Source organism: Pseudomonas sp. E6002, from assembly GCF_013385565.1.
GTDB lineage: Bacteria > Pseudomonadota > Gammaproteobacteria > Pseudomonadales > Pseudomonadaceae > Aquipseudomonas.
The window spans coordinates 87,576-108,758 of sequence record NZ_JACAPT010000036.1; the positions used below are offsets into that span (position 1 = coordinate 87,576).

26 protein-coding genes are annotated in these 21,183 nt (G+C 62.1%); 11 read left to right on the forward strand and 15 right to left on the reverse strand.

All coding sequences use genetic code 11. The features are described from left to right. The first annotated feature begins 72 nt into the window (after positions 1-72). On the forward strand, positions 73-747 hold the full coding sequence (locus HX815_RS26655; protein WP_177029158.1) for a GNAT family N-acetyltransferase: 675 nt from the start codon (positions 73-75) through the stop codon (positions 745-747). On the opposite strand, the gene HX815_RS26660 is transcribed toward HX815_RS26655, so the two are convergent. Continuing rightward, a complete protein-coding gene (locus tag HX815_RS26660; RefSeq protein WP_177029159.1) occupies positions 744-1,346 on the reverse strand; it encodes a TetR/AcrR family transcriptional regulator in 603 nt (200 codons plus the stop codon). The genes HX815_RS26655 and HX815_RS26660 overlap by 4 nt on opposite strands. 92 nt (positions 1,347-1,438) lie before the next feature. Here HX815_RS26660 and HX815_RS26665 point away from each other — a divergent pair, with 92 nt between their 5' ends. Then, positions 1,439-2,044 carry an NAD(P)H-dependent oxidoreductase gene (locus HX815_RS26665; RefSeq protein ID WP_177022574.1) on the forward strand — a complete coding sequence of 202 codons (606 nt, stop codon included), beginning with the start codon at positions 1,439-1,441 and terminating at the stop codon, positions 2,042-2,044. On the opposite strand, the gene HX815_RS26670 is transcribed toward HX815_RS26665, so the two are convergent. After that, positions 2,041-2,898, reverse strand: coding sequence for a LysR substrate-binding domain-containing protein (locus HX815_RS26670; protein WP_177029160.1), 858 nt, complete (start codon positions 2,896-2,898; stop codon positions 2,041-2,043). The genes HX815_RS26665 and HX815_RS26670 overlap by 4 nt on opposite strands. 107 nt (positions 2,899-3,005) lie before the next feature. On the opposite strand from HX815_RS26670, the gene HX815_RS26675 reads away from it, so the two are divergent. The 3 genes from HX815_RS26675 (at position 3,006) to HX815_RS26685 (ending at position 4,035) form a co-directional block, all read left to right on the forward strand. After that, the gene (locus tag HX815_RS26675; protein ID WP_008436391.1) at positions 3,006-3,284 is read left to right on the forward strand and encodes a carboxymuconolactone decarboxylase family protein; all 279 of its coding nucleotides are present in this window, start codon (positions 3,006-3,008) and stop codon (positions 3,282-3,284) included. Between the two features lie 4 nt (positions 3,285-3,288). After that, positions 3,289-3,663 (forward strand): tautomerase family protein, encoded by a 375-nt coding sequence (locus HX815_RS26680; protein WP_008436392.1) that lies wholly within the window; start codon positions 3,289-3,291, stop codon positions 3,661-3,663. A gap of 153 nt (positions 3,664-3,816) precedes the next feature. Continuing rightward, on the forward strand, positions 3,817-4,035 hold the full coding sequence (locus tag HX815_RS26685) for a hypothetical protein (protein ID WP_177029161.1): 219 nt from the start codon (positions 3,817-3,819) through the stop codon (positions 4,033-4,035). 528 nt (positions 4,036-4,563) lie between these two features. On the opposite strand, the gene HX815_RS26690 is transcribed toward HX815_RS26685, so the two are convergent. The 5 genes from HX815_RS26690 to HX815_RS26710 form a co-directional block, all read right to left on the reverse strand. Beyond that, entirely contained in the window at positions 4,564-4,953 is a 390-nt protein-coding gene (locus tag HX815_RS26690; protein ID WP_177029162.1) for a hypothetical protein, read from the reverse strand. A gap of 32 nt (positions 4,954-4,985) precedes the next feature. Next, complete coding sequence (aroA, locus tag HX815_RS26695; RefSeq protein WP_177029163.1) at positions 4,986-6,242, reverse strand: 3-phosphoshikimate 1-carboxyvinyltransferase; 1,257 nt, start codon at positions 6,240-6,242, stop codon at positions 4,986-4,988. Between the two features lie 84 nt (positions 6,243-6,326). Further along, positions 6,327-6,785 (reverse strand): nuclear transport factor 2 family protein, encoded by a 459-nt coding sequence (locus tag HX815_RS26700; RefSeq protein ID WP_177029164.1) that lies wholly within the window; start codon positions 6,783-6,785, stop codon positions 6,327-6,329. A 16-nt stretch (positions 6,786-6,801) separates the two neighbouring features. Next, positions 6,802-7,632, reverse strand: a complete 831-nt coding sequence (locus HX815_RS26705; RefSeq protein ID WP_177029165.1) for an SDR family NAD(P)-dependent oxidoreductase — start codon at positions 7,630-7,632, stop codon at positions 6,802-6,804. Then, positions 7,629-8,528, reverse strand: coding sequence for an NAD-dependent epimerase/dehydratase family protein (locus HX815_RS26710; protein WP_177029166.1), 900 nt, complete (start codon positions 8,526-8,528; stop codon positions 7,629-7,631). Before HX815_RS26710 ends, HX815_RS26705 begins: the two co-directional genes overlap by 4 nt. 114 nt (positions 8,529-8,642) lie before the next feature. On the opposite strand from HX815_RS26710, the gene HX815_RS26715 reads away from it, so the two are divergent. Beyond that, entirely contained in the window at positions 8,643-9,542 is a 900-nt protein-coding gene (locus tag HX815_RS26715) for a LysR family transcriptional regulator (RefSeq protein WP_177029195.1), read from the forward strand. Here the strand turns inward: HX815_RS26715 and HX815_RS26720 are convergent. Further along, positions 9,539-10,339, reverse strand: a complete 801-nt coding sequence (locus tag HX815_RS26720; protein WP_177029167.1) for an isocitrate lyase/phosphoenolpyruvate mutase family protein — start codon at positions 10,337-10,339, stop codon at positions 9,539-9,541. The genes HX815_RS26715 and HX815_RS26720 overlap by 4 nt on opposite strands. 174 nt (positions 10,340-10,513) lie before the next feature. Here HX815_RS26720 and HX815_RS26725 point away from each other — a divergent pair, with 174 nt between their 5' ends. After that, positions 10,514-10,867, forward strand: coding sequence for a DUF1428 domain-containing protein (locus HX815_RS26725; protein ID WP_177029168.1), 354 nt, complete (start codon positions 10,514-10,516; stop codon positions 10,865-10,867). A gap of 212 nt (positions 10,868-11,079) precedes the next feature. Continuing rightward, positions 11,080-11,709 carry a lytic polysaccharide monooxygenase auxiliary activity family 9 protein gene (locus HX815_RS26730; RefSeq protein WP_177029169.1) on the forward strand — a complete coding sequence of 210 codons (630 nt, stop codon included), beginning with the start codon at positions 11,080-11,082 and terminating at the stop codon, positions 11,707-11,709. Between the two features lie 135 nt (positions 11,710-11,844). Here HX815_RS26730 and HX815_RS26735 read toward each other — a convergent pair whose 3' ends face one another. The 5 genes from HX815_RS26735 to HX815_RS26755 form a co-directional block, all read right to left on the reverse strand. Further along, positions 11,845-12,399, reverse strand: a complete 555-nt coding sequence (locus tag HX815_RS26735) for a UPF0149 family protein (RefSeq protein ID WP_134326713.1) — start codon at positions 12,397-12,399, stop codon at positions 11,845-11,847. An 87-nt stretch (positions 12,400-12,486) separates the two neighbouring features. Beyond that, positions 12,487-13,740 carry a chloride channel protein gene (locus HX815_RS26740; RefSeq protein ID WP_177029170.1) on the reverse strand — a complete coding sequence of 418 codons (1,254 nt, stop codon included), beginning with the start codon at positions 13,738-13,740 and terminating at the stop codon, positions 12,487-12,489. Positions 13,741-13,854: 114 nt separating this feature from the next. Then, positions 13,855-14,538, reverse strand: a complete 684-nt coding sequence (locus tag HX815_RS26745; RefSeq protein WP_008430808.1) for an anti-sigma factor domain-containing protein — start codon at positions 14,536-14,538, stop codon at positions 13,855-13,857. Next, entirely contained in the window at positions 14,535-15,062 is a 528-nt protein-coding gene (locus HX815_RS26750; RefSeq protein ID WP_008430807.1) for a sigma-70 family RNA polymerase sigma factor, read from the reverse strand. The genes HX815_RS26745 and HX815_RS26750 overlap by 4 nt, the downstream gene beginning before the upstream one ends. Before the next feature lie 70 nt (positions 15,063-15,132). Next, positions 15,133-15,654: a DUF3455 domain-containing protein gene (locus HX815_RS26755; protein ID WP_177029171.1), complete on the reverse strand. Its 522-nt coding sequence runs from the start codon at positions 15,652-15,654 to the stop codon at positions 15,133-15,135. A gap of 137 nt (positions 15,655-15,791) precedes the next feature. Here HX815_RS26755 and HX815_RS26760 point away from each other — a divergent pair, with 137 nt between their 5' ends. Both HX815_RS26760 and HX815_RS26765 read left to right on the forward strand, forming a co-directional pair. Beyond that, on the forward strand, positions 15,792-16,571 hold the full coding sequence (locus HX815_RS26760; RefSeq protein ID WP_003215268.1) for a class I SAM-dependent methyltransferase: 780 nt from the start codon (positions 15,792-15,794) through the stop codon (positions 16,569-16,571). A gap of 82 nt (positions 16,572-16,653) precedes the next feature. After that, complete coding sequence (locus HX815_RS26765) at positions 16,654-17,439, forward strand: sulfite exporter TauE/SafE family protein (protein WP_008430805.1); 786 nt, start codon at positions 16,654-16,656, stop codon at positions 17,437-17,439. Here HX815_RS26765 and HX815_RS26770 read toward each other — a convergent pair. Further along, entirely contained in the window at positions 17,436-18,671 is a 1,236-nt protein-coding gene (locus tag HX815_RS26770; RefSeq protein ID WP_177029172.1) for an acyl-CoA dehydrogenase family protein, read from the reverse strand. The two genes, HX815_RS26765 and HX815_RS26770, sit on opposite strands and share 4 nt — an antisense overlap. Before the next feature lie 263 nt (positions 18,672-18,934). Here HX815_RS26770 and sfnG point away from each other — a divergent pair, with 263 nt between their 5' ends. Further along, entirely contained in the window at positions 18,935-20,026 is a 1,092-nt protein-coding gene (gene sfnG, locus HX815_RS26775) for a dimethylsulfone monooxygenase SfnG (RefSeq protein ID WP_087692696.1), read from the forward strand. On the opposite strand, the gene HX815_RS26780 is transcribed toward sfnG, so the two are convergent. Beyond that, on the reverse strand, positions 20,010-21,110 hold the full coding sequence (locus tag HX815_RS26780) for a GNAT family N-acetyltransferase/peptidase C39 family protein (RefSeq protein ID WP_177029173.1): 1,101 nt from the start codon (positions 21,108-21,110) through the stop codon (positions 20,010-20,012). The genes sfnG and HX815_RS26780 overlap by 17 nt on opposite strands. Between the last annotated feature and the right edge of the window lie 73 nt (positions 21,111-21,183).

Sequence of the window (21,183 nt, forward strand, 5' to 3'; positions counted from 1 at the left end):
GCTTGCGGGTCCACGGCGGCCCTTCAGCAGGTACAATCCGCCGGGCCTTAAAATGAAACACCAGGAATTCAAATGTTCAGCCTTACCCATTACGAAACCCCATGCCCCGAGCCGATCAACGCGCAGATCCTGCAGATGGTGGTCGACTACCTGACGGACATCAGCATGGTCGCCATCCCGCCAAGCAACCTGCTGTACAACGTCTACCAGTACGCCATCGGCTACGAGGTGCACCTGTACCTGGAAGCGCTGGGCGGGTCCAAGGGCATTGCGGTGGAATTGATCGTCGCGCTGGACGCGCAGGAGCAGGTGATCGGCTTCCTGCTGTACCTGCCGGTGAAGGACGATCCCGAGGCGTGCGGCGTGGCTTACATGGCGGTGCACGCCAGCCATCGGCGCAAAGGCGTGGCGCGGGCGATGATGCAGGACATGCTCGCTCGCTACCCCCATGCCGAACTGACCTGCGCAGTGGAGAAGGTCCCGGCGTTCGAGTCCATGGGCTTTCAACTGCGCGGTGTGCGCGGTACCCAGGTGTTGATGAACACCCGCAATTACAGCACTGACGGCTTGATGGGGGTGCTGGATGTGGCGTCGATCTACAGCTCGCTGGAGGTGCGGCAGATCCACACCTACCTCCTGCAAAAGCACGGCAAGCGGGCGATGGTCGATGCCGAAAAACAGCGTGATCGTCACTTCGACCAGATGACCCACAAGGCTCGGATGTTCGTGCACGCAAGGCTGGGCTAACGCGCTCCTCGACTCACCATCGACTTGATGCTCGCAAACAGCTCCTCTTGCGCCTCCAGCGGGCTGATCTCCCCGCTGGCCGCAGCATGGGACAAGGCGTCCGCTGCGCCCAGCATTGCGCGTAAACCGGGCTGGCCAATCACACCGTCCACGGCAAAGGGGGCGAGGGCATCGCGACACTTGCCGAGGAAAATCACGTCGTACTCGCGCTTGATGGTTTCCAGTTCCGGGCTGCCGGCCAGGGCCGCAACCACTCCCGGAATTTCCCGCCCCTGCAACAACACACAGTCCACATAACATGAGGCAATCACCCGGGCGCGATCGTCCAGGGTGGGTTCGCTGGCCTCGATTGCAGCGGCAAACACCTGGTTCTGCCGCGCGTCGAAATCTTCATACAGCGCGGCCAGCAGCCCCGCGCGATCGCCGAAATGGTCATACACCACCGGCTTTGTAACGCCGGCCAATTCGGCCAGATGCCCGAGGGTCAGCGCGTCGGTGCCTTCTTCGCGCACCAGTTGCCAGGCCACGTCGAGCAACTGGCGTAGCCGGTCATCCCGGGACAGGCGACGGCGAGGGGCAGGGGATTGATCGCTTGACATGCTTATATACCAAAAGTAACTTACCAACGGTAACTTAGCTCAAGCCTACTCAATTTGCCTGCTCATCGCCACCCCCCGAAGGAGTCATTGCCATGCACGCGCTGATCGTCGTTGCCCATCACGACCCACAATCCCTCACCCACAGCCTCGCCAAACAGGCTGCTGCCGGCATCACTGCCGCAGGGCACACCTTCGAGATCGCCGACCTCGCCGCTGAAGGTTTCGACCCGCGTTACAACGCCGCCGACCATAAAGTGCATCGCACCCGCGCCACGCCGCCGGCCGACGTACTGGCCGAACAGGCCCGACTCGACCGCGCCGACGCCTTGGTGCTGGTGTTCCCGATCTTCTGGTGGTCGATGCCGGCCTTGCTCAAGGGCTGGATCGACCGGGTATTCGTCAACGGTTGGGCGATCGACTACAGCCTTGAGACGAAGGTGGTGAAAAAACTCGGCCACTTGCAGGTGCACTTACTGGGCGTTGGCGGGGCGGACGAAGGGGTGTTTGAACGCCACGGCTATGCCGACGCCATGCGCACGCAAATCGACCATGGGATCTTTGATTACTGCGGTGCGAAAGTGCTGACATCCGAGCTGCTGCTGGACTCGGAAAGCGGCGCTGCCGAACAGCATCTGGAGACGGCGGCGAAGTTGGGGCGACAACTGTTCGTCACTCTGCAACCCTGCGAAACCGCCTAAACCAGGCTGCTCTGTATGAGCGCTGCCAGCTGTTCGACCGCAGCGCCTGGCGCTGGAAGGCTGCAATGCAATTCATAGCCAAGGGACGACACCGGCGGCAGACCGTCGAGTACACGCAGGTGCGCAGGCAAACCGATACGGGTGCGCAAGGTCACACCCAACCCGGCATCGACCGCCGCCCAGATCCCACCCACGCTGGGGCTGGTCAAGGCAATGCGCCAGGCAATGCCGGCGCGGTCCAGGGCTTCGGTGGCGGCGCTGCGCAATACGCAGGGTGCCTCGAACATCACCAGCGGCAGCGGCGCGTCCTCGGCGCGCGGTAGTTGGGGTTTGTCCCGGGGCCCGATCCAGTGCATGGGTGTTTGCCCCAGGCGGGTGCGGCAGGACGATGTCTGACCGGTTTCCCAGGTCAGCGCCAGGTCCAGGCTCGCGCTGTCGATCAGGGTCAACAGCTCGGCATTGCGGCCTATCCGCACTTCAAGGCTGATCATCGGATAAAGCCTGGCGAAGCGCCGCAGGATGTCACTGAGCACATGCTCGCCGAAATCCTCCTGCAAACCGAGGCGCAAAGTGCCTGCGGTTTGGGTTTCGTTAAGGCTGCTGAAGACAGTGTCATTGAGGTCCAGCAACCGCCTGGCGTGGCCGAGCAGCGCTTCACCCACCGGTGTCAGCACCAGCCCGCGCCCGGATTTGCTCAGCACCGGCGCGCCGACCTGTTCTTCGAGTTTCTTTAATTGCGCGCTGACGGCTGAGGTCGAACGGCCCAGGCGATCCGCCGCCTTGGCAAAGCTGTTCAGCTCGACGCCGGTGACGAAGGTGCGCAGTACATCAAGGTCGAAGGTGGGGCGGCGCATTGAATGGTCCATTAAAACGGGATGGTGGATGCTATTAAATCTGATATTCGGAATGATCCTGGCTTGCTAGTTTTTGCCCGTCAACTGAATTGTCGGAGCGAGCGTCCATGAGCAACAAATTTACCGAGCTGACCCGCGACGTGCTGTTCGCCGATATCTGGGAGCGCGAGGGCCTGTCGCCCAGGGAGCGCAGCCTGATCACCGTGGCGGCACTGGTGGCGATGTACCGTCTGGAGCAACTACCGTTTCACTTGCAGCGGGCGGTTGGCAATGGCTTGAGCGTCGAGGAACTGGGTGAAGTCATCACTCACCTGGCGTTTTACTCCGGCTGGCCGACAGCGGCGTCGGCGCTGAACCTGTTGGCAGCCATCCATCCTGCGGAGTAACCCCATGCCTTACGCTCGAATCTCCCTGCACCGCGGGAAATCCCCTGAATATCTGCAAGCGCTTTCACAGGGATTGCATGATGCCCTGGTTGAGAGCTTCAAGATTCCTGACGCGGATCGCTTCCACGTGATCCACCAGCACGAAATTGGCGAGATGATCATCGACCCCAACTATTTGGGCGGCCCGCGCAGCCACGACTATGTACTTATCGCGATCACGGGCGGTAAACCTCGTGATACCGAGACCAAACGGCGGTTTTACCAGGTGTTGGTGGAGCGGCTGGAGGCTGCGATTGGGCTGAGCCCTGAGGATGTGATGGTAGTGATTACGACGACGGCGGCGGATGAGTGGTCGTTTGCGGGGGGAAGAGGGAATTAGTAGCACGGGCGTACTTTTCCAATTGGAATGATTGCCCACAAGGTATGGAGAGGTGATCGGGAAATGTCAGTCTGGAAAGGAGGACCTTTCTGACAACCTTTCAGGCGGCTCAGTCTTACTCTTTGCGTTCTCGTGGAATCCAGGAGTAAAGGAATGACTTCCAGCGTCTTGAAGGACGGTTTTCCAGCTGCCTATCGCACCACCCGCGAACGGATCGAAGGCAGTATCGACCTCGGCCGGTTGTTTGCCGCGATCGATGCTGACCCGGCGATTGCGGGGGCAGGAGTGAGTGCAACCATGAGTGTCATAGGCAGCGGCGTCTCCGGGAATATCGGGACATTGGCCATCGGCCTATACGAAGAGTTTGAATGATGGAATTGAGGCATTCACGTCAGGCCTTTCTGGCTCGTTATGGCCCGGTTTTTATTGGTGCTTTTTTTTGCGCGCTTCTTGCGCTTGTTATGGCGAGCGCGCTTTTGGGCAGCACCTATCTACATCGGATTTCTGGTTACCGCAATTACTCGGGTCTTGATATGGGCGTAATGTCAGTGATCTTGTCGGTGGGAAATGCTCTTGTTGTGCGAGGGCGAGCGTGGGGAGTCTGGATAATGGTTGGCTGTTGTGTGCTGAGCTTTTCTGCGGTGATGTTCACTATCAGCTACACACCAGATCTTTTTACTTTCTCGACAGGGCTTTTGTTCTCGCTTCTAGGCCTCTACCTCCTGAACACTAAACGCCACCGCCAAATGCGCGCAGAACTCGTTCTACTTCGTCACGAACGCAAGCGTTACAAAGCCGGTTTTCGGCCCCCGCGTACTCAGGAGATGGCCCAGGCTCGCCTCGAATACCAACAGGCCCGCAGACTCAAGCGAGAAAATCGCCGCAAATGGAAGGCGGCCCTCAACCCTCGCGAAACAAGTCATGAGCATCCAGCAATCGATACGCAATCTCCGGCCGCTTCTCCATGCCCTTGCGAATCGCCGCCGGAATCGACTGCCGGGTCTTGCGACACAACCCCGGCAAGTCATCGATAACGATCTGAATCCCGCGCATCGTCTTCACTTCCGTATGGCCCGGCGCGATATGCACGCGAATGCCCAGTTGCTGATACATCAGCTGTTGCATGCGCTCAAGATCGGGCAGGCTTTGCAGGTTTTCGAGGCGTTCGAGCAGGCGTTTTTCTTCCTGGCGCGTCAGGTGCAGGATGCGTGCATCGGCGCCGGGAAGGTCGAGCAGTTGCTCGCGATTGCAGTCGCAGGCGCCGGGTGGGCAGGGTTGGCGAATCGTCATGCAGTCTCCCTCCCGTTACCGGCGCCGTTGGCTTACCAGGTCAGATGAACCCCAAGGCTTTCCAGCTCTTTCCAGTACTCGGGATAGGTCTTGCCGACGCAGTCCGGGTCCTGAATCCTGATCCCCGAGACCTTCAAGCCCGCCAAGGCAAAGCACATCGCGATGCGGTGGTCGGCGTGGGTGTCGATCAGCGCGTTGCACGTGGTGCCCGCCAGGGCCGGATCGCTGGCCACCAGCAAATCATCACCTTCAATGGTCGCCAGGCCCGGACGGATTTCATTCAGGCCGTCATGCAGGGCCTGCACCCGGTCACATTCCTTGACCCGCAGGTTGGCCAGTTCCGTGAAACGTACCGGCGTGTTGTTGAACGCGGCGAGCACGGCGAGGGTGGGGATTGCGTCCTGCATCTGCGAACCGACAACCACCGGTTGCATGTGCGGGAACTGCGCGATCACTTCCTGGGCCTTGGCATCGGGCTGGGTGAAATCCTGCGGGGCGACACCGAGGTCGATGCGGCCGCCGGTCAACACTTCGGCAGCCCACAAATAGGTGGCGGCGGAAGCATCAGGCTCGATCAGGTAGTCGTGGGCGGTGTAGCCGGTCGGGGCCACGCGCCAGGTGCTTTCATCGACGATGTCCACCTGGGCACCGAAGGCGCGCATGCAGTCCAGGGTCAGGTCGACATAGCCACGGGCGCCGATGTCCTTGCCGGTCAGCGCTACTTCAATCGGCGCTTCGCCGCACGCCGCCAGCATCAACAGCGCCGACACGTACTGGCTCGACAGGCCGCCGTCGATCTCGAAACGCTTGGCTTGCACGCGGCCAGTGCCATGGACGGTCACGGGGGGGCAACCGGTAGGGCTGTCGACCTGGATGCCATTCTGGCCGAGGGTCGCCAGCAGCGGGCCGATCGGGCGTTTTTGCATGTAGGCGTCGCCATCCAGCACCACGGTGCCTTGTACGGTGGCCACGGCGGCGGTGAGAAAGCGCATCGCGGTGCCGGCGTTGCCGAGAAACAACGGCTGCGCCGGCAATTGCAGCTTGCCCAGGCTGGTGACGACGAACGTGGTGTCGTCCGGTTCATCGATCACCACGCCCATCTGCCGCAGGGCCACCGACATGTGGCGAGTGTCATCGCTTTTCAGCGCGCCGCTCAAGCGACTGGTGCCCTTGGCCAGGGCCGCCAGCAGCAAGGCACGGTTGGTAATGGATTTGGAGCCGGGGGGCGCTACCTTGCCGTTCAGAGGAAAGTTGGGCGGTGTAACGGTCACGGTTTTCTGCGAACTCAAGGTACAAGGCTCCTGCTTCAAGGCGGGTGGCGTTTGGCGGACACGAATAATCGGCCAAACACGCCACCCTTGTCGAGCATGGATCTACGCCTCCAGCCCTGCCACCGGCTTCCAGGCGGCCAGTGGTGTCAGGAAATGCAGCTCAAAGCGCCGCTCGCTGAACGCCCATTGCCCTTGCCGGCGTTCGAACCGATCGTGATAAAGACCGCTGATCTGCACCTGCCCCAGTTCGTTATGGGTGCACAGGCAATCCACCGCAACCCTCGCGCTGGCGGTATCTCCGCTGATGTCGATCAGCGGGTTGGCCATCCAGTGATGCATATGCGGCATGGCTGCCCAGTTGAGGTGGGCGGAAGCAATGATCGCGGCGACGCCGTCATGGCAGCCGAACGCGGCACCGAGGTCCAGCCGTGCGTCGTCGTGCCAGATGCTGCGCAGCAGCGTTTCGTCCCGGGAGTCGAAGGCGTGGGCGTACTCACTGATCAGGCGCTCGAGGGCGAAGCGGGTTTCCAGGTGTTCCACGCGGGTAATTAGGTCGGTCATGATCGGTGCCTTTCCTTTATTGAGGGAAATCGGTGGAGAGGGACAGCGAGCTCCAGCGTTCGAGATCGGCGTGGACCTGGCACAGCTTTAACTCGACGGCGCTGACCGCATCGCTGCCAGCGACGAAGCGCAAGGGCGGTGCTGCCAGAACCGCCAATTGCACAACCGCCAGGCCGAGTCGGTACGGGTCGCCGATTTGCCGGTGATTACGAGCCTCGAAGACCGCCAGCGTGCGGGCGCGAAATTCGGCGTAATCCTCAAGTGCCCGGGTGCCGAGCTTGAGCATGCGGCTGTCGAGAAAGTCAGTACGAAACGCCCCGGGCTCCAACAGCGTCAGGCGGATGCCGAACTCGGCGACTTCCTCGGCCAGGGCTTCGGAAAACCCTTCAATCGCAAACTTCGACGCCGAATACATCGAGGCCCCACGCACGCCCTTGAAGCCGCCATTGGACGACATCATCATCAGGTGCCCGCTGCGCTGGCGGCGCATCACCGGCAGCACCGCGCGGGTGACGTTGAAGGTGCCGAACACGTTGGTGGCGAACTGGCGCTCGATGGCCTCGGGCTCGACTTCCTCGAATGGCCCGAACTGTCCGTAGCCGGCGTTATTGACCAGCACATCGATGCGTCCGAATCGTGCGATGGCGGCGGCCACCACCGTTTCGGCCTGTTGCTCATCGCGGATGTCCAGCGCGGCGGTCATCACCTGGTCGCTGCTGTAGGTCTGGTCCAGACGGGCCAGGTCAAGGTCGGTGGCTACCACCTGGTCGCCGTTAACCAGCGCCGCGCGGGCGATGCCGGCACCCAGGCCGCCGGCGCTGCCGGTAATCATCCAGACTCGGCTCATAGCGGCATCTCGCTGCCGATCCAGTCGAGGATCGAAGCGTGCCGCGGCGCCCAACCCAGCTCGGCGCGAGCACGCTTGGCCTTGACCCGGCTATTGGTGCCGAAGGTGTAGTGCACATGCATCGGGTCCCAGTGTCGTTCGGCTTCGTCGGCCGGCCATGACTGCACCGCGCCCAGGTTCATGCGCTTGGCCAGTGCGGCGGCCATATCGATAAACGACGCCTCACCGTTTTCCAGAAAGTAAAACGCGCCGGCCGGGGCTTTTTCCACGGCCAGCAGGAACAGTTGCGCGACGTCATCAATGTGCACGTTGGACCAGCGATTGACCCCAGCCCCGACGATACGCATCACCCCGGTTTCCCGGGCACGGGCCATCAGGAACGGCAGTTGGAAGCTGTGATCGGTCAATCCATGGCCCACGCCATAGATGTTGCTCGGGCAGATCACCACGCTGCGAATACCTTGGTCGGCGGCAGCCATCATGCGCAGGTCAATGTCGTAGCGGGCTTGCTTGGGGGCCTCGATGATGAAGGGGGTGTCTTCGTCAAAGATGTGTTCGGACAAGGTATTGCCCAACGCGTCATCGCCGATGATGCTGGAGCCGCTGGTGTGGATCAGCAGTTTGCCCGAGCCACGCAGCGCCTCGATGAACGCGTCGACGGCACCGGCGTGGTCGCTGTTGGCGGCATCAATCACAGCGTCGGCCTGGCGTGCTTCGTCGATCAGTAATTGGCGGTCATCCAGGCTGCCGATCACCGGGGTGATGCCCTGGGCCTGCAAGCGTCCGGCTTTCTGCGGGTCGCGCAGCAGGCCGCGCACGCTGTGCCCTTGGGCGATCAAGTGATGGGCAACGCTGCCGCCGACGAAACCATTGGCACCGGTAAGGAAAATCTTCATGGGAAAAAGCCTGTGGCTGGGGAACGAGCCACCACCATAGGCGTGAACAATTAGCGGAAAAACAGGCCTTAGTTCTGTTTAGAATGGACTCCAGAGTCCTTAATGGGTGAGCGTATGGAAAGCCTGAATGCCATCGGCGTATTTGTTGCGGCGGCTGAAGCCCGCAGCTTTGTCGGCGCGGGCAGGGCGCTGGGCATTTCGGCGTCGGCGGTGAGCAAAAGCATTGCCCGGCTGGAGGCAAAGTTTGGTGTGCGGCTGTTCCATCGCAGCACCCGCAGCATCACCCTCACGGCCCAGGGCACGCAGTTTGTCGAGCGCTGCCGGCGGGTGTTGGCGGAGCTGGAAGTGGCGGGTGAAGAGCTGTCGCAAACCCTTGCCGCGCCACAGGGACCGCTGCGGGTTGGCCTGCCGATGATTGCCCGGCCGTTCCTGGCGATGCTCGGCGAGTTCCAGGCGTTGTACCCGCAGATCCAGCTGGACCTGGATTTCAACGACCGTCTGGCTGACGTGATCGCCGAAGGTTTCGATGCAGTGATCCGCAGCGGTGCGCCGAAGGATTCCGGGCTGTCGGCGCGTCCGCTGGGCACTTATCGAATGTTGGTCGTTGGCTCCCCGAATTATCTGGCGCGGAACGGAACGCCGCGTTGCCCGGAAGACCTGCACGCACATCGCTGCATCCATTTCCGCTTTCCCGCCTCCGGCAAACTCCAGGCCTGGCAGATGCGCCGCGACGAGCGAGCGCTGGAGCTTGAGCTGCCGCGCTCGATGACCTGCAATTCGGTGGAAGGGCGCATGGAGCTGGCGGTGCAAGGCCAAGGCCTGACTTATGCGGCCGACTTCGTGGTGCGCGAGGCGCTGGCGGCCGGGCATCTGGTGGAGGTGCTTGGGGATTACACCTGGGAGGGTGGCCAGTTCAACCTGCTGTGGCCGTCGGGGCGGCAGGTGCCGCCCAAGCTGCGGGTGTTTATCGAATTTATTGTCGCCAATATGCCGTTGGTACGTGGGACGTCTTAACCCGGCATGCGGCCATTCAAGTCGCCGTAGGTGAACGACTTCAGCTCATGGGTATCGAGCTTCCCGGTTCGCAGGAAACCTTCGGCCAGGCTGTGCATGGCGCCATACAGAAATTCGGCGATGCTCGAGCCGGCCGTGAGGCGGCGTACGCCCAAGGCTTGCAGCGTCTCGGGCGCGGGCAGGCCGGCCCAGGCCAGCACGTTGACTGGCAAGTTGGTCGCCTGGCAGAGCTGCTGGATTTCGTGCTCCAGGTGGATGCCGGCGGCAAACAGCCCGTCGGCGCCTGCGCCCTGGTACAACGCGGCGCGCTTGAGGAGTTCTTCAAGGCGCTGTGGCTCCGGGGCCAATCCTTTCAAATACACGTCGCTGCGGGCATTGATAAACAGCTTCACGCCACAGTTGTCCGCCACACGACGGGCGACTTCGATCTTGCGGGCCAGCAGATCAGGCGTGTCGGCACCGTCCTCGATGTTAATCCCGACGGCACCGGCGTCGATTACCTCCTTGATCACCCGGCCCACGTGCTCCGGGTCGTCGGAATAACCGGCCTCGATGTCCACGCTCAGCGGCACGTCAATCACCCGGGCGATGGATTGCACGGTGCTGACCAGCAGCGGCAGCGGCAGCTGATTGCCGTCCTTGTAGCCGTGGGTCCAGGCAACGGCCGCGCTGCTGGTGGCGACGGCCTGGCTGCCCAGTTGCGCCACCAGGCGCGCGCCGCCGGCATCGGCGACGTTGGGCAGGATCAACAGTTGAGCATGGTGCAGGGCGTGGAAGGCGGTGGCGTGGGCGGTCATGGCGGGTCAGTCCTTTGAGTGGGCTTTGTTGTTGAAGGCGCCTGTCATATCAAGAATCGGTCCGGCATCGCAATCGATAACACACCACTGGTCGACATTTCCCACGTTGATGTCGATTGAGCGCCTGATGGATCGACTACAGGCAGAACAACCCGTCGAATCAGGAGAGTGATCATGTCTTACGTAGATGGCTGTGTGATCGCGGTGCCCACCGCAAAACGCGAACAATTCATCCAGCACGCCAAGGCCGCCGCCGTGGTGTTCAAGGAACAGGGTGCGCTGAATATCATCGAGTGCTGGGGCGATGACGTGCCCCAGGGGCAGGTGACCTCGTTTCCCATGGCGGTCAAGCTCAAGGAGGATGAAACCGTGGTGTTTTCCTGGATCGTCTGGCCGTCGCGGCAGGTGCGTGACGCCGGGATGAGCAAGGTGATGGAAGACCCGCGCCTGAAGGCAGACGTCAATCCGATGCCGTTTGATGGGCAACGGATGATCTATGGCGGATTTGAGATGATCCTCAACACCTGAGGCCAGACGTTCATGGACGGCGGCTGTAGTCCGATCGCCTGTCGCAGGGTAGGTCCGACGATAACTCTGGTGCAAGACCAGTGCGAAAACTCTGCAAAACAAGGACATGACGCGATTTGTCTGACAGAACCGTCGGGTAGACAACCCGGCGAGGTGGGATAAGTTCAAGGCGCTTCCCATGAGGGGAAGTCTTCAATCAAGGAGTGACTGAAATGAACAAACCCCAGACTCAACTCAGGCATGGTCGCGTCGTGACACCCGCCAGCCGTGGCTCGGTGGCGGTAGAGCGTGGCCTGCTGGAAAACTGGCAAGTCAACGAAATGGAAGGCGGCAAGAACTTCCCCGCCCTCAACGCCGGGCCGTTTCCGGCGCCTTACGAAACCGACGATCAAAGCGTCACGCCGCCCGCCGACGGGCACATCCTCAGCGGCGGCAAGACCGATGCCCGTGACTGCGTGAACTTCACCGACGAAGAAATGGGTAAGAAGCTCAACACCCCGTTTAGCTGGCCGTTGTTGAATGTTGAAGCCGGCCAGGTATTCAAGGTGCAGTGGGCTTACACCGCCGCGCACGTGACCCGTGGCTATCGCTGGTTGATCACCCGGGACGGTTGGGATCCCAGGCAGCGCATCAGTCGCGCGCAACTGGAGGCCAAGCCTTTCTTCGAGGACTTCTATACCCAGGTGCCGTATTACCAGCACTCGGCCGAACTGAAGGCCAAGGTTGAACATCAGGTGACGTTGCCCAAGGGCAAGAAGGGCCGGCATGTGCTGGTGTTGATGTGGATCGTGGCCAACACCGGCAATGCGTTCTATCAGGCGTTTGACGTCGATTTCAACTAGCGGCAACTGAACCCGGAGGCAAAACAAAAAAATGTGGCGAGGGAGCTTGCTCCCGCTGGGCTGCGGAGCAGCCCTAAAAATCGGGGGCGCTTCGCACCCCAGCGGGAGCAAGCTCCCTCGCCACAGGTGTTGCGTTCAGCGCTGGGCCAACCAGTAGTCGTGCAACGCACGGGCGGCCGGTTCGATAGCGGCTACCCGTTGCTGATGGGCATTTACATCCAGGTCTGCCGGCAGTTCAAAGTTGTCCTGCTCGGCGCACCAGGAAATCTTCTCCAGTTGCCCGGCCTGTTCGGCAGGCAGCTCTGGCCAGTTGCCGATAGCGGCGCCACGGATATAACCAAAGCACCATTCTTCCGCCAGGGTCAGTGGCTGGTCCTGATGCTCGGTTTCCTCGAAACGTGCCTTGAAACCCTGGGCGTCGGTCGCCAGTTGCGTGGCAATGGCGTTCATATGGCGCACGCACAATTCAAGGAACTGGCCAGCTTCTTCCGGGCTTTCCCAATCCGGGTTCTGCCCACCAAAGATACCGGGAAACCATTCGGCAACCTCCACCTGCGCGGGGCTTGAAACCAGGGCGGTGAAGTAACCGTCGAGCTCGGCCAGGTTCAGCACCGAGTGGTCGTCGCCGTACTTGAGCAGGGTGTCGTCGATGAACTCGAAATCGGCGGGGGCGAGGGGGTGGTCGTGCATGGGCATATCCTTTGTGCGTGGAACGCCGCTGATGGGGCGGCTTAAAGCGCGGAGGATGGCGCGTGTCGGGGTTTTAATCCAGCTTCTTCAACGCTTTTCCCACAGGACGCACAGCTTGCTCATGCACATCGAACCTGCCACCGCGAGAATGATCGGCACCAGGAAGTCATGGTCGATGCGGGTGAATTCCGCCACCAGCACGATTGCCGTCAACGGCATGCTCATGCTCGATGCCAGGAACGCCGCCGCACCGATGATCGCGAACGCCCCCAGCGGCACGCCGGGCCACAGCAGGCTCCAGGCGCCGCCGAGGATGATGGCGAGCAGGGCGCCGTTGGCCAGCGCCGGGGTCAGCAAACCGCCTTCGGCACCGGCGCGCAGGCTGCTCGCAGTGATCAGTACCTTGACCACCAGCAGCACCGCGGCAAGGCCGATGGTCAGCTCATTGTCAAAGCCCAGTTGCGCCGGGCCCTTGCCGTTGCCGAGGATCTGCGGCAGGAAAATCGCCAGGCCCCCGATGATCGTGAAGTTGATCAACGACAGTACCGGCAACCGCCAGCCACGGGCGGCGTTGCTGCGGGCCGCGCCGGTCAGCCGGTTGAATCCGTAGGCGGCCAGGCCAAACACCGGCCCGCAGGCCAGCGCCCAGGCGATCAAGCCAGGGCTGAGCACAAAGTGCGGCACCACGTATTGCGCCTCTGCGCCCAAGCCAATCCAGGCCACCGACGCGCCGATGGCCGAGGTGGCCAACGCAATCACTGCCGCCGGCCAACTGAACACACCCACCAACACTTCGAGCACAAACACCGCGCCGCCCAACGGCACGTTGTACACCGCCGCCAGCCCGGCGCCTGCACCGCAGGCGACGATCAGCCGGTGCATGTCCGGCGCCAGTCGCGCCCGTTGTGACAACCAGGTGGCGGCCAGCGCGCCGACTTCCCGTGGCGCCACTTCACGGCCCAATGGCGAGCCGAGGGCCACAGTGATGATTTGCAGCACGGCGTGGGCGAGGGTGGTCTTGGGCGGCATGATCGGTGCATGGGCGGAGACCGCTTGCTTGATGCTCACCAGTGGCCGGCCATAGCGGTAGATGAACCACCAACCCACACCGGCCACCAGGCCACAGGTGATCAGCACCAGCACCCGGCGTTCGGGCGCGGCGGCGGTGACGCCGAGCAAAAAGGTTTCATGGCTGATCAGGCTGTCGAGGCTGTAGCCGTAGGCCAGATGCTGGATGCCGTGCAGCAGCAAGGCGAGGAGCATGCCGCCCAGGCCGGCGCCGATGCCGGTGAAGATGACGACGAGTGCGAGAATCAGCAGCGAACGGGTTTTTGAGGGCATGAAGGGTCCAGGGAGCCGGGTTTCCGAGCCCGATTCTATAGCGCAATGGTGACGCCATAGCCCCGAGATGTAATGCACATGCGCGAACTGGCCTTCCACAACATTGCATTACGTTCAGATTACTTTAACGGCCCGGCCAATTGCCTGAATCGGACCTGTCGGCTTGCCGGTTTTCGACCCGCCGGGATTTTCCAGGGTCAGCTCAAACAGCTGGTTCGGCGCCAGTGGCGGGAGTTTGTCCAGGGGCACAGATAACGTCTGCCCAGGCTTGACCAAGCCCAGCGACACCGGGCCTTGCCAGTCTTCGCCCTTGGTCCAGAACTGCAGCGTCTTGTCTGCCGGTACTTCCATGATGCCCAGGGGAATCAGCTGGATTTCCTGGGTATTGCTCGCCTGGATTACCCAGCCCGGCGCCTGGTTTTGCGGGGCTACCAGCACCACTACATAAGCGGTCGGGTTGATGGCGGCCGTACGGGTCAACAGCAGTGTCGCCAATACCAGGCTCGCCGCGATGCCGGCGCCGGCCAGTCCGCGCCACAACGCCAGCCTGTTCCACCATGAGACCGGCGAGTCCCGGGTGGCTGAATGCCCCAGGCTGCGCTCGATGCGTCGCCATAAATACACCGAAGGCGTTGCCGGGGCTGCCTGTCCAGTCAGTGGCAGCAGGCGCTGTTCCCAGGCGTCCACTGCCGCACGCAAGTCGGCATCGGTGGCCAGGCGCTGTTCCACCTCGGTGCGTTGCTCGGTGGGCAAGGTGCCCAGCACATATTCGCTGGCCAGTTCGTCGATGCTGTTCATGCCATGCACTCACGCAATGCCGCGAGGCTGCGTTTGATCCACGCTTTCACGGTACCCAGCGGGGTGCCGAGTTTGTGCGCGATTTCGCTGTGGGAATAACCGTCTACATACGCATGCAGGATGCAGTTGCGGCGGGCCGGGTCGAGTTGTTCGAGGCAGCTGTAGATCCGCCCCGAGTGCGCCTGATAGTCGAAGGTGTCAGCGCGCTCTGCGCTTTCATGCTCTTCGCTGAGGGGCACCTCGCGTCCATTGCTGCGCACGGCATTTAGCGCCAGGTGCCGGGTCACGCTGTATACCCAGCCGCGGGCCGAGCCTCTGTGCGGGTCAAAACTGGCCGCGCCGTTCCAGATCTTGATGAAGGCGTCATGCACGATATCTTCGGCCACCGCCTTGTCACGCACGATGCGCAACGCGACCCCCAGCAGCCGGCTGCTTTCCTGTTGATACAGCCGGCGCAAGGCCGGTTGTTCGCCACGGGCGCAGGCCAGCAGGCAGGCTTGATAGTCAAAATCGGCTTCAGGCAAAGACAGGTTTCCAGGTGGAGGCCCCGGCGGTGAGCCCGGGGCGCTTTCGCAGCAGCGTAGACGAATCTGGTCAGTTGGCCGCCCAGAAGATGTAGTCGGCCTGGTACTTGACCACTTCCTGCTTGCCCTTGTTGGCCGCCGTGCATTCCGTGCCTGGCGCCACGCCGCCCTTGAGGGCCACCCGCTGGATATACGCGACGCCACTCATCGCGCCCTTGCCTTCGACGGGGTTGGCCTTGACCAGTTGATAAGGCAGGTTGCCAGGGCTGGACGGCGCCACGGCCAACTGGGTGCCGGTGACTTTCGAACCATCCTTGGCCTGCCAGGTGGCCGGCGGGCCGAAGTAGCTACCGACCTGCTGGCCGCTGCGGTCATTGAGCACCGCCTTGGGACCGACGAAAAACCATTCGGTCTGGCCGGCAGCATTGGCCTTGTCCCGGCATTCGTAGGTGATTTCGCCGACTCCGGTGGTTTCCATGGTCACCTTGTGGCCGTCCGGCACCTTGATGCTGTCGGGTAAACCGGTCTGGGCAAAGGCAGTCGGTGCAGCGGCGAACAGGCAGGTCACGCAGAACAGGGCTTTGGCGTTCATCGGTGTCTCTCCATAAGGGCAGCAAGGCGCTGCTACCTGTACTACCCACGGCACGCGCAAACGGATGCAGCGATTAGAAAATAAATCTTCAAGGGCGCACACTGTGGGCCCCCGCACTACCAGAGGAGAGATTGACGATGACCGGTGTTCACAAGTCTGCTCAACAGGGTTTCTCTACTCAGGCCGTCACGTACGCCCAAGGCCGGCCGGACTATCCACGGCAACTCACGGGTTGGCTCACCGACGCCCTGCAGATCAATCCCCACTCCACGGTCATCGACCTGGGCGCCGGCACCGGCAAGTTCACCCGCTTGCTCAGCACCGTGGCGCCGACGTTGATCGCAGTGGAGCCGGTGGAGGCAATGGGCGCGCAGTTGCACAAACTGCTGCCCCAGGTGCGCCTGCTGTCGGGCACCGCTGAAGCCATCCCCCTGGAGGCGGCCACCGCTGATGCCCTGGTGTGTGCCCAGGCGTTCCATTGGTTTTCCACGGAAGCGGCCCTGGCGGAAATTCACCGGGTGCTCAAGCCGGACGGTCGCCTTGGGTTGATCTGGAATGTGCGGGATGAGTCGGTGGACTGGGTCGCGGCCATCACCGAAATCATCACGCCCTACGAGGGCGACACACCGCGCTTTCATACCGGACGTTGGCGCGAGGCCTTTACCGGCGAGTATTTTTCCGCCCCCGAAATGACTTGCTTCCCCTACAGCCATGTCGGCAGCCCCCAGGAAGTGATCATGGACCGCTTCCTTTCCGTGAGCTTTATCGCCGCATTGCCACCGGCAGAAAAGGCGCAGGTGACTGAGCAGTTGCAGTCGCTGATCAACACGCATCCGGCCTTGCGCGGCCGTGAGACGGTTGCGTTTCCGTACCAGACCCAGGCTTATCGCAGCCAGCGGCTGATCAGAAAGGCATAAAGTCAGATCGTTTTGATATAAGTAGTTATAAGAAAAATCGCTATGCTGCGGCCAGAATTTTATAAGGCCGCAGGTAGTGGTAATGGATGTAGGTAATTTTGGTTTCTCGATTGCTGGCCTGATTGTTGGATTTATCGTGGGAATGACCGGTGTAGGCGGGGGCTCGTTGATGACGCCGATCCTGCTCTGGTTCGGCATCAACCCGGCCACCGCCGTGGGCACCGACCTGTTGTACGCCGCCATCACCAAGTCCGGCGGGGTGCTGGTTCACAGCAAGAATCGCAACATCGACTGGACCATCACCGGCTGGCTGACCCTGGGCAGCGTGCCCGCCGTGTTGCTGACCTTGTGGTTTCTCAAGAGCCTGGACACCGACCCCGCCGCCTTGAACGCGGTGATCAAGCAGTCCCTGGGCGTGGTCTTGCTGCTGACGGCCACGGCGATCCTGTTCAAGAACAAGCTGTTGGCCTTTGCCCAGCGGCATGCCGGCGACGACTACAAGATGGCGCCGCGCAACCTTAATGCGCTGACCATCATCACCGGCGCTGTCCTCGGTACCATGGTGGCCCTGACCTCCATCGGCGCCGGTGCCCTGGGCACGGTGGCGCTGTTTATCCTGTACCCGTTCCTGGCCACCAAGCGCCTGGTGGGTACCGAAATCGCCCACGCCGTGCCGCTGACCCTGGTCGCCGGCCTCGGCCACGCCAGCATGGGCAACATGGACTGGACCCTGCTGGGCTTCCTGTTGCTGGGCTCGCTGCCGGGGATTTATGTCGGCAGCCACATGGCCGGCAAGGTCCCGGACGGGATATTGCGTCCTTGCCTGGCGTTCATGCTGGTGATGATCGGCTTCAAGCTGGCGTTTTAACGCGCCGGCCCATTGCCGATCTGCCACACAAACGGCGGCTCGGTGCGGTTGATCACCCAGTCGCCGACAATCCGCGCCTTGTAGATCACCGGGTTGTGGGACGACACGGTGCGGGCGTTGCGCCAGTGCCGGTCGAGGGCTTTGCCCTGGCGCACATCCGAAGCCCCCAGTGCGTTGAACAGTTCAGTGGTGGCGCGCTGGATCAGTTCCGAGACCACCACCTGCGCCGTGGCTGATTCGATTTCGGCGGCCACATTGGCTTCGTGCTCCACGGCATCGTCCCCACTGAACCGCGCCACATAAGCCCGCTGCGCTGGAACTGCGGCTTTCAATGCGCTGGCTTCGGCGGCGTATACCAGCGCTGCAACTTCACCCACCACCTGCTGAATCTGCGAGTCCTGGCTCACATGGGCGGCATTGCCATGGCTGTAGATCCGTTTGCGGCTGCGCACCTGATGCGCCACATCCTTGAGGGCCGCGCGGCCGATGCCGGCGAGGGTGGCGAGCAGCACCAACTGATAGAACGCAGTCTGATATTTGAAGCGCGTGGCAAAGTCGATGACGTTTTCCGCCTCCACCACCGCATCGGTAAAACGCGAGGTGCCGCTGCCGGTGGTGCGCTGGCCAAAGCCGTCCCAGTCATCGCTTTGCACCACGCCGGGCTGGCGGGTGCGGGTGGCGGCAATCACATCGCCGCCGGTGTCGCTGCGTTGGGCGTAGACGTCGATCCAGTCGGAAAACAGGCTGCCGGTGCTGTAGAACTTTTCACCGTTGAGTTTCCATTTGTCGCCGTCGGGGCTGACTTTAGTGACGACATTGCCGATGGCCACGCTGCCGATTTCGGTCCAGGCGCAGCCCACGATGTCACCGTCGACAAAGCGTTTGAACCAGAGGTCTCGCGCCGCGCCGGGGGCGGCATTCAGGCGGTCTTCGGCAAACGCGAAGTGCCCGCGCAGGGCCTGGGGCACGTTGGAGTCGGCTTCGGCCAGTTCGATCAGCAGTTCGAATAGCTGGGGCAGGGAGGCGCCGCCACCGCCGTATTCCACCGGGACGCGCACGGCGCCAAAGCCGGCTTGCTTGAGCCATTGGATCGGCTCGTAGGGCAGGGCGCGGGTTTGTTCGCGCTCTACGGCACCCTCGGCGATGCGCTGGAAAATCGGCCGGAAGCGTTCGGCCAGGGCGTGATAATCGACGCCGGTGGACAGTGGATTGATCACGTGATGTTCGGTCATGGGGACGGTTCCTGGGCAGTGAGATAGGTGAGCTATTGCACGGTCCATGCCGGGCGCAAAGGCACGTATTTACGGGACGGGTGCCGATTCAACTGTTGTTCCTGCAACAGCAAAACGACAAACCGCTGCAATCCACGACAGCTCGGAACAGGCTGCTTTTCGCCTGTTTCCGCGCTCGAAGGCCGGTAGTGCGGGCCTCTCACGCCCACTGGCACAGTTGCTGCTCCACACCTCGTACATGCCAATCCGCGAGGTACAGTCCAATGAGTCAGCAAGCCGTCAAATTTGCCTACTGGGTGCCCAACGTCAGCGGGGGGCTGGTGGTCAGCAAGATCGAACAGCGCACCCACTGGGGCATCGACTACAACCGCAAGCTGGCGCAGTTGGCTGAAGAAGCCGGCTTTGAATACGCCCTGACACAGATTCGTTTCACCGCCGGTTATGGCGCCGAATACCAGCATGAGTCGGTCGCGTTCAGCCACGCGTTGCTGGCGGCCACCACCAAGCTCAAGGTGATCGCGGCAATCCTGCCGGGCCCCTGGCAACCTGCGCTGGCGGCCAAGCAACTGGCAACCATCGACCAACTCACCAACGGCCGCGTTGCCGTCAATATCGTCAGCGGCTGGTTCAAGGGTGAATTCCAGGCCATCGGCGAACACTGGCTGGAGCACGACGAGCGTTATCGCCGCTCCGAGGAATTCATCCGCGCCCTGAAAGGCATCTGGACCCAGGACAACTTCACCTTCCGGGGTGATTTCTACCGCTTCGACAACTACAGCCTCAAGCCCAAGCCACTGGGCGAGCCCCACCCGGAAATCTTCCAGGGTGGCAGTTCGCGGGCCGCGCGGGACATGGCGGCACGGGTGTCGGACTGGTACTTCACCAACGGCAATACCCCGGAAGGCATCAAGGCCCAGGTCGATGACATTCGCGCCAAGGCGGCGGCCAATAACCATTCGGTGAAAGTCGGTGTGAATGCGTTTGTGATCGCTCGCGACACCGAGGAAGAAGCCCGCGCCGTGCTCGCGCAAATCATCGAGCAGGCCGACCCGGAAGCCGTCAACGCGTTTGGCGATGCGGCGAAACAGGCGGGCAAGGCGTCACCGGAAGGTGAGGGCAACTGGGCCAAGTCGACCTTCGAGGATCTGGTGCAATACAACGACGGCTTCAAGACCAACCTGATCGGCACCCCGCAGCAGATTGCCGAGCGCATCGTCGCCTTGAAGGCGGTCGGCGTGGACCTGGTACTGGCCGGCTTCCTGCACTTTCAGGAAGAAGTGGAATACTTCGGCAAGCGTGTATTACCGCTGGTGCGCGAACTGGAAGCCAAGGCCGGGATCAAGCAAGTCGCCTGAACACCACCACCGCTGCCCGCAATTTGTTATTGCCGAACCGGCACATTCGCTCGAACTCCCCATGGCTGACCGGCAGATGCTGGCAGTCCATGGGCTGGCGGTGCTGGCTGTGATCCACGTCCGGGTCGTGCAGGTACACGAAGTCTTCGTCGCAGTCGGTGACGATTACCCAGTGGGGCGACTTGGAGCGGGTCAGGCGGTAGCTGCTGATCAACACCAGCGGCTGGCCGCCGTCGCGCAGCACCTGGGGTAAATCCAGCGGGCCGCCGAGCACTTGCTCAACGTCGCTCAAGGCCAACTCTTCCTCGAAGGCGTCATGCACCAAACGCATGACGTCTTTTTTATGCTGATCACGCACCCCGTCGAGAAACAACGGCCCGCTGACATTGACCTGCATGCGCACCCGAAAGCCCCGGCGCCAGGCGGCCAGCGCCAAACCCTGGGGGCTGCAGCCGCCATGGCCGGCGGTCATGAACACGGTGGTTGCCTCGCGCCAGATTTGCAGTTCTTCCCGGCGCTGGGCCACCCGCGCAGGTTCCAGGGCACCCATGGCCATCAGCAGGCTGGCGGCGCCGCAGGTGAAGTCGGTGGTTTGCTGGTAATAGGGCACGCTCAAGGCGCGCGCGTCCTGGTGCTGGAGGATGCGTTTCTCCAGGCGCAGGGCCGGGGCGTGGTCTTCGTAGTAGTCGTTGACCAGGGCAAAGCGCCGGTAGCCGTTGCGCTCATACAGGGCGATGGCGCCGGGGTTGTCGGTACGCACTTCCAGGCGCAGGTAGGCGCAGTCATGCTCCACCGCACAGGCTTCGATGCGCGTCAGCAGTTGTTTGCCCAGGCCCATGCCCCGGGAAGACTCGGCGATGGCGATGGAGTACAGGCGCGCCAGCGAGGTGCCACGGTGGAACAACACCAGGGCGTAGCCCAGCAATTCGCCGTGTTTTTCTGCCACCAGCAGTTGCCCGTGGGCGCGACTGACCATCCACTGGAAACTGCGGGTGGAGAGCCGGTCCGTGGTGAAACAGTGCTGTTCCAATGCCACCAATGCAGGCACGTCATCGGGTGTTGCAACGCGAAAGGAAAGAGCCATGTGACCGCCGTAAAAGTTGCGTAACGAAACGGGACTTCTCTAAAAGATCGTGCTTAATAGAAAAGGTCTAGTT

Excerpts from the sequence above, each read along its gene's own strand:
- HX815_RS26700 (WP_177029164.1), bottom strand. The coding sequence starts at position 6,785 with ATGACCGACCTAATTACCCGCGTGGAACACCTGGAAACCCGCTTCGCC.
- HX815_RS26780 (WP_177029173.1), bottom strand. The coding sequence starts at position 21,110 with ATGGCTCTTTCCTTTCGCGTTGCAACACCCGATGACGTGCCTGCATTG.
- HX815_RS26735 (WP_134326713.1), bottom strand. The coding sequence starts at position 12,399 with ATGCACGACCACCCCCTCGCCCCCGCCGATTTCGAGTTCATCGACGAC.
- HX815_RS26730 (WP_177029169.1), top strand. The coding sequence starts at position 11,080 with ATGAACAAACCCCAGACTCAACTCAGGCATGGTCGCGTCGTGACACCC.
- HX815_RS26720 (WP_177029167.1), bottom strand. The coding sequence starts at position 10,339 with ATGACCGCCCACGCCACCGCCTTCCACGCCCTGCACCATGCTCAACTG.
- HX815_RS26685 (WP_177029161.1), top strand. The coding sequence starts at position 3,817 with ATGACTTCCAGCGTCTTGAAGGACGGTTTTCCAGCTGCCTATCGCACC.
- HX815_RS26740 (WP_177029170.1), bottom strand. The coding sequence starts at position 13,740 with ATGCCCTCAAAAACCCGTTCGCTGCTGATTCTCGCACTCGTCGTCATC.
- HX815_RS26675 (WP_008436391.1), top strand. The coding sequence starts at position 3,006 with ATGAGCAACAAATTTACCGAGCTGACCCGCGACGTGCTGTTCGCCGAT.
- HX815_RS26705 (WP_177029165.1), bottom strand. The coding sequence starts at position 7,632 with ATGAGCCGAGTCTGGATGATTACCGGCAGCGCCGGCGGCCTGGGTGCC.
- HX815_RS26680 (WP_008436392.1), top strand. The coding sequence starts at position 3,289 with ATGCCTTACGCTCGAATCTCCCTGCACCGCGGGAAATCCCCTGAATAT.
- HX815_RS26715 (WP_177029195.1), top strand. The coding sequence starts at position 8,643 with ATGGAAAGCCTGAATGCCATCGGCGTATTTGTTGCGGCGGCTGAAGCC.
- HX815_RS26745 (WP_008430808.1), bottom strand. The coding sequence starts at position 14,538 with ATGAACAGCATCGACGAACTGGCCAGCGAATATGTGCTGGGCACCTTG.
- HX815_RS26665 (WP_177022574.1), top strand. The coding sequence starts at position 1,439 with ATGCACGCGCTGATCGTCGTTGCCCATCACGACCCACAATCCCTCACC.
- HX815_RS26770 (WP_177029172.1), bottom strand. The coding sequence starts at position 18,671 with ATGACCGAACATCACGTGATCAATCCACTGTCCACCGGCGTCGATTAT.
- HX815_RS26760 (WP_003215268.1), top strand. The coding sequence starts at position 15,792 with ATGACCGGTGTTCACAAGTCTGCTCAACAGGGTTTCTCTACTCAGGCC.
- HX815_RS26755 (WP_177029171.1), bottom strand. The coding sequence starts at position 15,654 with ATGAACGCCAAAGCCCTGTTCTGCGTGACCTGCCTGTTCGCCGCTGCA.
- HX815_RS26690 (WP_177029162.1), bottom strand. The coding sequence starts at position 4,953 with ATGACGATTCGCCAACCCTGCCCACCCGGCGCCTGCGACTGCAATCGC.
- HX815_RS26765 (WP_008430805.1), top strand. The coding sequence starts at position 16,654 with ATGGATGTAGGTAATTTTGGTTTCTCGATTGCTGGCCTGATTGTTGGA.
- HX815_RS26725 (WP_177029168.1), top strand. The coding sequence starts at position 10,514 with ATGTCTTACGTAGATGGCTGTGTGATCGCGGTGCCCACCGCAAAACGC.
- HX815_RS26655 (WP_177029158.1), top strand. The coding sequence starts at position 73 with ATGTTCAGCCTTACCCATTACGAAACCCCATGCCCCGAGCCGATCAAC.
- sfnG (WP_087692696.1), top strand. The coding sequence starts at position 18,935 with ATGAGTCAGCAAGCCGTCAAATTTGCCTACTGGGTGCCCAACGTCAGC.
- HX815_RS26660 (WP_177029159.1), bottom strand. The coding sequence starts at position 1,346 with ATGTCAAGCGATCAATCCCCTGCCCCTCGCCGTCGCCTGTCCCGGGAT.
- HX815_RS26710 (WP_177029166.1), bottom strand. The coding sequence starts at position 8,528 with ATGAAGATTTTCCTTACCGGTGCCAATGGTTTCGTCGGCGGCAGCGTT.
- HX815_RS26670 (WP_177029160.1), bottom strand. The coding sequence starts at position 2,898 with ATGCGCCGCCCCACCTTCGACCTTGATGTACTGCGCACCTTCGTCACC.